The sequence below is a fragment of the Streptomyces sp. NPDC041068 genome, assembly GCF_040647455.1.
Classification (GTDB): Bacteria; Actinomycetota; Actinomycetes; order Streptomycetales; family Streptomycetaceae; genus Streptomyces.
In genome coordinates this window covers 280,464-289,398 of record NZ_JBEZCG010000014.1, presented here as the reverse complement: position 1 = coordinate 289,398, position 8,935 = coordinate 280,464, and the positions used below count along the sequence as shown (strand labels likewise).

The 8,935-nt window shown below is 70.6% G+C and carries 6 protein-coding genes; 3 read left to right on the top strand and 3 right to left on the bottom strand.

What is annotated here, in order from left to right:
* Positions 1 to 331: 331 nt before the first annotated feature.
* Complete coding sequence (locus AB0B50_RS31050; RefSeq protein WP_362339101.1) at positions 332 to 880, bottom strand: MarR family transcriptional regulator; 549 nt, start codon at positions 878 to 880, stop codon at positions 332 to 334.
* A gap of 122 nt (positions 881 to 1,002) precedes the next feature.
* Here AB0B50_RS31050 and AB0B50_RS31045 point away from each other — a divergent pair, with 122 nt between their 5' ends.
* Positions 1,003 to 2,289, top strand: a complete 1,287-nt coding sequence (locus AB0B50_RS31045; protein ID WP_362339100.1) for an MFS transporter — start codon at positions 1,003 to 1,005, stop codon at positions 2,287 to 2,289.
* A gap of 65 nt (positions 2,290 to 2,354) precedes the next feature.
* On the opposite strand, the gene AB0B50_RS31040 is transcribed toward AB0B50_RS31045, so the two are convergent.
* Both AB0B50_RS31040 and AB0B50_RS31035 read right to left on the bottom strand, forming a co-directional pair.
* Complete coding sequence (locus AB0B50_RS31040; protein ID WP_362339099.1) at positions 2,355 to 4,037, bottom strand: SpoIIE family protein phosphatase; 1,683 nt, start codon at positions 4,035 to 4,037, stop codon at positions 2,355 to 2,357.
* Positions 4,038 to 4,202: 165 nt separating this feature from the next.
* Entirely contained in the window at positions 4,203 to 5,561 is a 1,359-nt protein-coding gene (locus AB0B50_RS31035) for an NAD(P)/FAD-dependent oxidoreductase (protein ID WP_362339098.1), read from the bottom strand.
* Positions 5,562 to 5,934: 373 nt separating this feature from the next.
* On the opposite strand from AB0B50_RS31035, the gene AB0B50_RS31030 reads away from it, so the two are divergent.
* Positions 5,935 to 6,705, top strand: a complete 771-nt coding sequence (locus tag AB0B50_RS31030) for a helix-turn-helix domain-containing protein (protein ID WP_362339096.1) — start codon at positions 5,935 to 5,937, stop codon at positions 6,703 to 6,705.
* A 237-nt stretch (positions 6,706 to 6,942) separates the two neighbouring features.
* Positions 6,943 to 8,922: a sigma-70 family RNA polymerase sigma factor gene (locus tag AB0B50_RS31025; protein WP_362339094.1), complete on the top strand. Its 1,980-nt coding sequence runs from the start codon at positions 6,943 to 6,945 to the stop codon at positions 8,920 to 8,922.
* Positions 8,923 to 8,935 lie beyond the last annotated feature (13 nt).

Here is an 8,935-nt window from a genome sequence, read left to right as displayed (position 1 = left end):
TTTCCCTTTCCGGCGGTTCCGACTCTATCAGATCCTTTCGGGCCTGATTCCCGGTCAGCGGGAGTTGTCTTCGCGGCTGTTGGGCCGTTCCGACGTCTCAAACTCTAGCGGGTTTTCCCGGCGACTCATAATCGAGCCTTGGAATTGAATTCGGGCATGCCGAATTCGTTCCGTTGGGAGGTTGTGCAGAGTTTGGTTTGCCGCTCAACAGCGGCGGGAGGTGCTGTCGCAGAACCGTTACGGCTCCGTGGCAACCCGAAGAACCTTACGGATCGGGTGGGTGACTGTCAACCCCCGCCCGTGCTCCGCCGGCCGACCGCCGCTCGCAGTGTCAGTCGAGGTCGTTGAGGCGTCCGCCGGCGTCCGGCTGGGCGTGCTCCACACGACGTAGAAGACGGGTCAGCACTTCGCCCAGGACACCGCGCTCCTCGGCGGAGAGGTCCTGGAGGAGGTCCTCCTCGAAGACCGTCGCCAGGCGCATCGCCTCCAGCCACTTCTCGCGGCCCTCCGCGGTCAGCTCGACGATCACGCGGACGCGGTTGGTCTCGTCGCGGTCGCGGGTGACCAGACCCTCCCCCACCATGCGGTCGATCCGGTGGGTCATGGCGGCGGGCGTGAGGCCGAGGCGCTTGGCCAGGTCGCCGGGGCCCATTTGGTACGGGGCTCCGGACAGGACGAGGGCCTTGAGGACCTCCCACTCGGCGTTGCTGATGCCGAGGGTCGCGGTCTGGCGGCCGTAGGCGACGTTCATGCGCCGGTTCAGGCGCCCCAGGGCCGAGACGATCTTCTCGACCTGGGGGTCGAGGTCCTGGAACTCCCGTTGGTACGCGGCGATCTGCTCTTCAAGTGTCGGCTCACTGGGGCCGGGGGTGTCACCCATGGGCCGAGTATGGCACGCCCTCGCTTGGCATCGAAGTCCTTCAGTGTGTATTGTTTAGTTCCTAACTTTAGCTTCGAAGTCTTCACTTCTAACTCCTAAGGCAGGTGAAAGTGACCAGGGCGATGGGCGCAGCGATGCGTCGTATTCAGGCAGGCAGCGCGCTGAGCGCGTTCGGCATCGGGTTCACGGTCCCGTTCCTCTACGTCTATGTGGCGCAGGTGCGGGAGCTGGGGGCCAGTACGGCGGGCATCGTGCTCGCCGCCTTCGCCATGGCCGCTCTGATCGTCCTGCCCATCACCGGCCGCGTCATCGACCGCCGCGGGCCTCTTCCCGTACTCGTGGGCGCGGCGGTCGTCGCCTCCGTGGGCGCGGTCGCGCTCGGCTTCGCGAACAGCGAGCCGACGGCGATCCTGTCCGCGGCCCTGCTCGGCGCGGGCACGGCGGTCATGCAGCCCGCCCTCGCGACGATGATCGTCTGGTCCTCGACGCCGGAGACCCGTACGCGCTCCTTCGCGATGCAGTTCTTCCTGCAGAACCTGGGCCTCGGCATCGGTGGTCTCATCGGCGGCCAGATCGTCGACGAGAACCGGCCCGGCAGCTTCACGCTGCTGTTCTCCATCGAGTCAGTGATGTTCCTGGTGCTCGCGGCCATCGCGCTGACCATCCGGCTGCCGCACGCGCCGTCCATCCAGGACGCGATGCCCAAGGACGCCTCCGCCCCGCAGGGCGGCATGCGCGCGCTCATGAAGCACAAGGCGATGGTGCAGCTGTGCGGGCTCGGCTTCGTGATCTTCTTCGCCTGTTACGGGCAGTTCGAGTCCGGGCTCTCCGCGTACGGCGTGGAGGCCGCGGGGATCTCCCCGTCGACGCTCGGCATCGCGCTCGCCGCCAACACGGCGATGATCGTGATCGCGCAGTTCGCCGTCCTGAAGTTCGTCGAGCGGCGCAAGCGCTCCCGGGTGATCGCGGCCGTCGGTCTCATCTGGGCGTTCGCGTGGATGCTCGCGGGGTACGCGGGGCTCGGGCACGGCAGCCAGGCGATGGCCACCGCCGCGTTCATCTCGACGTACGCCCTCTTCGGGCTCGGTGAGGCGATGCTGTCGCCGACCGTCGCCCCGCTGGTCGCGGACCTGGCGCCGAGCGGCATGGTCGGTCAGTACAACTCGGCCTTCGCCCTGGTGAAGCAGCTGGCACTCGCGGTCGGTCCGGCGGTGGGCGGGCCCATGGGTGCCGCGCTGCACGCGCCGTACATCGTCACGTTCATTCTGTTCTCGCTGGGCATCACGGTGCTCGCGGTGCGCCTGGGGCGCCGGCTCACGCCGGTGCAGAACCAGCCGTCGCTGGCCAAGAGCCCGGTGGTGGCGCAGGGCGGTCCGGCCGCGGCCGAGCCCGCCGCGGCGAACGCATAACCCGTACGGAGAGCGCCCCGGAGAGTCTCGAAGACTCTCCGGGGCGCTTTTTCGTCTGCTTTCGTCTACTTGGGCAGCGCGAACTCGCACCAGACGGCCTTGCCGCCGCCCGGTGTGCGGCGCGAGCCCCAGTTCGACGCGATCGTGGCGACGATGGCGATGCCGCGTCCCGCCTCGTCGGCCGGTTCGGCACGTCGGCGGCGCGGCAGGTGGTCGTCGCCGTCGGTGACCTCGATGATCAGGCGTCGGTCGGTGCGGCGCAGGCGCAGGCGCATCGGCGGGGTGCCGTGCTGGAGGGAGTTGGCGACCAGCTCGCTGGCCGCGAGGACGCCCAGGTCGTGCAGTTCCGGGGAGAACCGCCAGCTGGCGAGGACGCCCGTGGCGAAGGCACGCGCGCGTGGTGCCGCTTCCACGCCGCCGAGGAGTTCCAGGGCGGCGTTCCTGAAGAGTTCGGCGTCCGAGCCGGTGCGGGCGGGGTGCTGGAGGACCAGGACCGCGACGTCGTCGTCGTGGTCGGCGGTCACGCCCAGGGCGCGGATCAGGCGGTCGCACACCACCTGGGGCGTGCCGGTGGCGCCGGCCAGGGCTCGCTCCAGGGAGGCCACTCCTTCGTCGATGTCCTCGCTGCGACGCTCGACCAGGCCGTCCGTGTAGAGGACTGCGGTGGAGCCGGGGCTGAGCGGGACCGATCCCGAGGTGTGCAGCCAACCGCCGGTGCCGAGCGGGGGGCCCGTGGGTTCTTCCGCGCGGTGGATCGTGCCGTTCTCGTCGCGTACGAGGATGGGCAGGTGCCCCGCGGAGGCGTAGACGAGGCTTCCTTCGTTCGGGTCGTGCACGGCGTAGACACACGTGGCAATCTGGCTGGCGTCGATCTCGGCGGCGAGGCCGTCCAGGAGCTGCAGGACCTCGTGCGGGGGCAGGTCAAGGCGGGCGTAGGCGCGCACGGCCGTGCGGAGCTGGCCCATGACGGCCGCCGCGCGCACACCGCGGCCCATCACGTCGCCGATGACGAGGGCGGTGCGGCCACCGCCGAGGGTGATCACGTCGTACCAGTCGCCGCCGACCGCGGCCTCGGTGCCGCCCGGCTGGTAGGTGGCGGCGATGCGGAGGTCGTCGGGCTGCTCCAACTCCTGGGGCAGGAGGGACTTCTGGAGGGTGACGGCCGTCTCGCGCTGGGCGCGCTCGCTGGTGCGCAGGCGCTCGGCGGCCTCGGCGTGGTCGGTGACGTCGGCGGCGAACACCAGGACGCCGCCGCCCTCTTCGGGACCCGCCGCGGAGCCGCCGAGCGGCAGCGTCACGGGGGTGCACGTGAAGGTGTAGGAACGGCCCGACGGCGCCTTGCGGGACTTGACGGTGCGCGGCTTCGAGCTGCGCAGGACCTGGTCCAGGAGCGGCAGCAGGCCCAGCTCGTCCAGTTCGGGCAGCGCCTCGCGCGCGGGCTCGCCCACGGGGCGGGGGCCGAAGGCGGCCACGTACGCGTCGTTGACGTACGCGATGCGGTGCTCGGCGCCGTGCACGAGGGCGACGAGGGCCGGGATGCGGTCGAGCACCTCGCGGACCGGTAGTTCGTCGACGCCTTCAATGCCGTCTGCGGGGCCGGGCTCCGCTCCGTCGGAGGGCCGCTCGGCGCGGGCCGCGGGGACGGAGCCGTCCCCGCGGGGTGGCGGGGACGCCGCCGCCTGTTCGGTCCGCGCTGCTGCGCGGCGCTGCGTTCCGGGGAGCCGGGCGCTCCAGCGCGTGAAGTTCACTGCGGTAGGCCTCGTGGTGTCGCTTCTGGATCGGGAACACAGCATGTCGAGAGCGGACGTCCCTGGTGTCGGCCTGCCGGCCTGCCCATGGTCACACGAACAGTCTGGCCGACCGGACTGACATCCGTCAGACGTCGGCCCTGTTCGGGGAGTTCCTGACTCCGGTCAGGAGGACTCCTTCGGGCGCTCGCCCCCGGCTGCGAGTTCGAACTCCGCACGGGGGTGTTCGAGCGAACCCAGGGAGACGATCTCGCGTTTGAACAGGCCGGACAGGGTCCATTCGGCGAGCACACGGGACTTGCGGTTGACGGTCGGCACTCTGCTCAAGTGGTAGACGCGGTGCATGAACCAGGCAGGGTAGCCCTTCAGCTTGCGTCCGTAGACGTGCGCGACACCTTTGTGCAGTCCCAGGGACGCGACGGAGCCGACATATTTGTGCGTGTAGTCCTGGAGGGGCTTGCCCCGCAGCGACGCGGTGATGTTGTCGCCGAGGACCTTGGCCTGGCGCACCGCGTGCTGGGCGTTGGGCGCGCACTCCTTGCCGGGTTCGTCGGCCGTGACGTCGGGGACGGCGGCCGCGTCTCCCGCGCCCCACGCGTGCGTGGCGCCGTCGACGGTCAGTGCGGCCGTGCACTTGAGGCGGCCGCGTTCGTTCAGCGGGAGGTCGGACGCGGCGAGGACGGGGTGCGGTTTGACGCCCGCGGTCCATACGACGGTCCTGGTGGGGAAGCGTGCGCCGTCGCTCAGGACGGCGACGCGGTCCTCGCACGAGTCAAGGCGGGTCTCCAGGCGTACGTCGATATTGCGCCTTCGCAGCTCGCGCACCGTGTACTTGCCCATTTCCTCGCCGACTTCGGGCAGGATCCGGCCCGATGCCTCGACGAGGATCCACTTCATGTCCTCGGCCTTGACGTTGTGGTAGTAGCGGGAGGCGTAGCGCGCCATGTCCTCCAGCTCGCCGAGCGCTTCGACGCCGGCGTAACCGCCCCCTACGAAGACGAAGGTCAGGGCCGCGTCGCGGATCGCGGGGTCGCGGGTGGAGGAGGCGATGTCCATCTGCTCGATGACGTGGTTGCGCAGTCCGATGGCCTCTTCGACGGTCTTGAAGCCGATGGCGTACTCGGCGAGGCCGGGGACGGGCAGCGTGCGGGAGATGGAGCCGGGGGCCAGGACGAGTTCGTCGTACGTGATGTCGACGGCCCCTGTGCCCTCCTCGTCGGTGGCGAGGGTGGTGAAGGTCGCGGTGCGCTTGGCGTGGTCGACCGACGCGACTTCGCCGATGACGATGCGGCACTTGTCGAGAACCCGGCGCAGCGGGACGACGACGTGGCGCGGCGAAATGGAGCCGGCCGCGGCCTCGGGCAGAAACGGCTGATAGGTCATGTACGGCTCGGGTGTGATCACCACGATCTCGGCCTCGCCCCGCTTGAGCTCCGGCTTCAGCTTCCGCTGGAGGCGCAGCGCGGTGTACATGCCGACGTAGCCGCCGCCTACGACGAGAATGCGCACAGGTTCCTTCACCATCCCATGACGCACCCGGCTCCGGAGTTTGTCCACAGGCCCGGCAATTTGTGTGACCGGACGTGGTGTGCGGCGAACGCCTGCGCGTCGGCCGGTGGGCTGGAAAGGCGCGCAGGTCAGCACCTATGAGAGGGGTGCGGGAACGGGGTGCAATAAGGCCTGAAAAGGTGCGTACTCCGATCGGGGGGCTCACCGTGCGGAACCCACCTCTTCTGAATTGACCCCCGCTCAACTATGTTCGTGTGACGTCGGGGTGTCGGGGGATGCGCTCGTCGAACCGATTTTCCGGTTCGCGGAAGGGCTCGCTCCTCAACACACCGGTAGTCAATGACGGGGAGTGTCTCCGGGGGGAGACGTCATTACCGGGGGAACGTGTATGCACATTCAGGAGACTCACTGGACTTCCGCTGTCACGCCGGCAACAGCTGTCGGCCCTGGCGGGAACGGACGAGACATGGGGGAAGGAGCGCGCACGACACCGCTGCGTGTCGACGCACAGCGCAATCTCGAACATGTACTTAGGGCAGCTCGCGAAGTCTTCGGCGAGCTGGGGTACGGCGCGCCGATGGAAGACGTGGCACGCCGTGCGCGGGTCGGTGTCGGCACCGTTTACCGACGCTTCCCGAGCAAGGACGTACTGGTCAGGCGGATAGCCGAGGAAGAGACGTCCCGGCTGACGGACCAGGCGCGTGCGGCGCTCGGGCAGGAGGACGAGCCGTGGTCGGCGCTCTCGCGCTTCCTGCGGACGTCCGTGGCGTCGGGTGCGGGGCGGTTGCTGCCGCCTCAGGTGCTGCGGGTGAGCGTCGAGGACGGCGCCGCCAAGGAGGACGAGGCGCGGGTGCCGCAGCAGCGGCAGTCGGTCTCGGACGCCCCCGAGCTGCGCCTCATCGAACAGCGCCAGGCGCCGGCCGAGGAGTCGGCTTCCGTGGGCGACGACTCGGGTGCGGCGACGCTGCTCGATGTCGTCGGCCGTCTCGTGGAGCGCGCCCGTGCGGCGGGCGAGCTGCGCGCGGACGTGACGGTGTCGGACGTCCTGCTGGTGATAGCGACGGCGGCGCCCTCGCTGCCGGACGCCGCGCAGCAGGCGGCGGCCTCGTCGCGGCTGCTCGACATCCTGCTCGAAGGGCTGCGCTCGCGGCCCGCGTGATCGTGGTTCTTTCCGGCACCTCAGTCGCGTGCCATGTCGCGCGCCATCCGGCGGAAGGCTCAACTCCGCGCTGAACAGCGGTTGTTGAGCCTTCCCCGAATGGGTGAACGGTAGTGCTCGATTTCGGGAAGTCGCCCCGGATGGGTGGTTGCCCGTCGTCGCTATCGGCCGGAGCGCGGCCGTATGGCACTCTTTCCCGGTGGTCGGGTCTGAGTGTGCAACCGGGGGCGTTCCGCGATGAGTGTTGACGGTCGGGACGAGCCGTCCGCCGGCTTCGGCGAGGAGACCCCCTCGGGAAGCGGCGGCACGGAGACCGGTGGGCTGCCCTCACGGCAGGTGCCGAACCAGGGCGGGCCCGGCGGCAGCGCGGGGACCCCTGCCGGTGCCCCGGGCGGCTCCGCGGGCCCGGCGTCCGGCGCGCCCGATCCCAGTGTGCCTCCGCAGCGCGGGGGCGGTGCGGGTGCCTCTGCGCCCGCAGGCGGTGAAACCCCGCTCTCCGACGCCGACTTGATCGCGCGGATGCGGGCGGGCGACGACTCCGCGTACGAGGAGCTCTACCGCCGTCACGCGGAAGCCGTACGCCGCTATTCCCGCACCTGCTGCCGCGACGCCCACACCGCCGACGACCTCACCGCCGAGGTCTTCGCCCGCATGCTGCAGGCGGTGCGCGGCGGCAGCGGGCCCGAGTACGCTGTACGCGCCTATCTGCTCACCACCGTGCGCAGGGTCGCCGCCGGTTGGACGAAGTCGGCCAAGCGCGAGCAGCTGGTCGACGACTTCGCGGTGTTCGCCGCGCAGGCCGCGCGCGGCGCCGAGGTCTCCGACGACGACACGCTCGACCTGGGCGCGGACGTCCGCGCGATGCACGAGGCCGAGCAGTCGATGGCCATGCAGGCGTTCCGGAGTCTGCCGGAGCGCTGGCAGGCCGTGCTGTGGCACACGGAGATCGAGGACGAGTCCCCGAGCGACGTCGCCACGCTGTTCGGCCTCGACGCGAACGGCACGCGCGTGCTCGCGAGCCGTGCCCGCGAGGGACTCAAACAGGCCTATCTGCAGGCGCATGTGAGCGCCACGCTCACCGAGAGCGAGGAGTGCGCGCGCTACGCCGACCGCCTGGGTGCCTACGCCCGCGGCGGCCTGCGCACCCGCGCCGAGCGGGGCCTGCGCAAGCACCTGGAGGAGTGCGCCAAGTGCCGTCTGGCCGCGGGCCAGATCAAGGAAGTCGCCAGCGGTATCCCCGCGGTCGTGCCGATCGCCGTCATCGGTTGGTTCGGTGCCGCCGGGTACGCGAAGGTGGCCGCGCTCATCGGCGGCGGCACGGTCGGCGCCGGTGCCGCGGGAGCCGCGGGTGCGGCCGCCGCGAGCGGCTCGTCCGGAGGGTCGGCAGCGGGTGGCGGTGCCGCCGCGTCCGAGGGGCTCGGCGCTCCGGCGAAGGCCGGTATCGCGGCGAGCGTCGTCGTGGCGGCCGGTGTCGCCGCGGCGATCGCCCTCACCGGAGGGGGCGGCAAGCCCAAGGAGGACCCGCCGCCGAAGGCCGAGGAGCCCGCGGTGTCGGAGTCGATCGTGCCGCAGAAGCCGCCGCCCCCGAAGCCGAAGCCCAAGCCGACTCCACCGGCGCCCGCGCCGAAGCCGCCGCCTCCGAAGGCGAAGCCCACCCCCACGCCGAAGCCGAAGCCTCCGGCGAAGGAGAAGCCCAAGCCGAAGCCGCCCCCGCCGAAGCCGACGCCGAAGCCCACTCCGCCCAAGCCGACACCGAAGCCGCCGCCCCCGCCGCCACCGGCCCCGAAGGTCTACCAGTGGAACGAGCTGGAGTACGGCGCCACCGGCGACGGCACCAAGCCCGAGATGCGGCTCGGCGAGAGCAGTTGGGTGTGGCAGCGCTGGGGCATGTCGATCGCCGACAAGCAGTACGGCCACGGGGTGACCGTGCACGGGGAGTCCTCCGTGACGATCGACCTGAACCGCAGCTGCTCGACGTACGACGCGCTCGTCGGTGTCGACGACATGACGATGGGGCTCGGCAAGCTGCGCTTCTCCGTCTACGCGGACGGGGCACGGCTGTGGCAGTCGCCGATGATGAAGGGCGGCGACCCCGCGGTGCCCGTGCAGGTGAACATCACCGGGCGCAAGACGATCCGTCTGGTCGTCGAGCCGCACACGCCGTTCGACTCGGTGGCGCTCGCGGACTGGGCGCAGTCGCGGCTGCGCTGCACCTGAGGGCCTGGCGGCG

Bases quoted from the DNA above. Each gene is read 5' to 3' on its own strand.
- AB0B50_RS31050 (WP_362339101.1), bottom strand. From the start codon at position 880: ATGGGTGACACCCCCGGCCCCAGTGAGCCGACACTTGAAGAGCAGATC.
- AB0B50_RS31045 (WP_362339100.1), top strand. From the start codon at position 1,003: ATGGGCGCAGCGATGCGTCGTATTCAGGCAGGCAGCGCGCTGAGCGCG.
- AB0B50_RS31035 (WP_362339098.1), bottom strand. From the start codon at position 5,561: ATGGTGAAGGAACCTGTGCGCATTCTCGTCGTAGGCGGCGGCTACGTC.
- AB0B50_RS31030 (WP_362339096.1), top strand. From the start codon at position 5,935: ATGCACATTCAGGAGACTCACTGGACTTCCGCTGTCACGCCGGCAACA.
- AB0B50_RS31025 (WP_362339094.1), top strand. From the start codon at position 6,943: ATGAGTGTTGACGGTCGGGACGAGCCGTCCGCCGGCTTCGGCGAGGAG.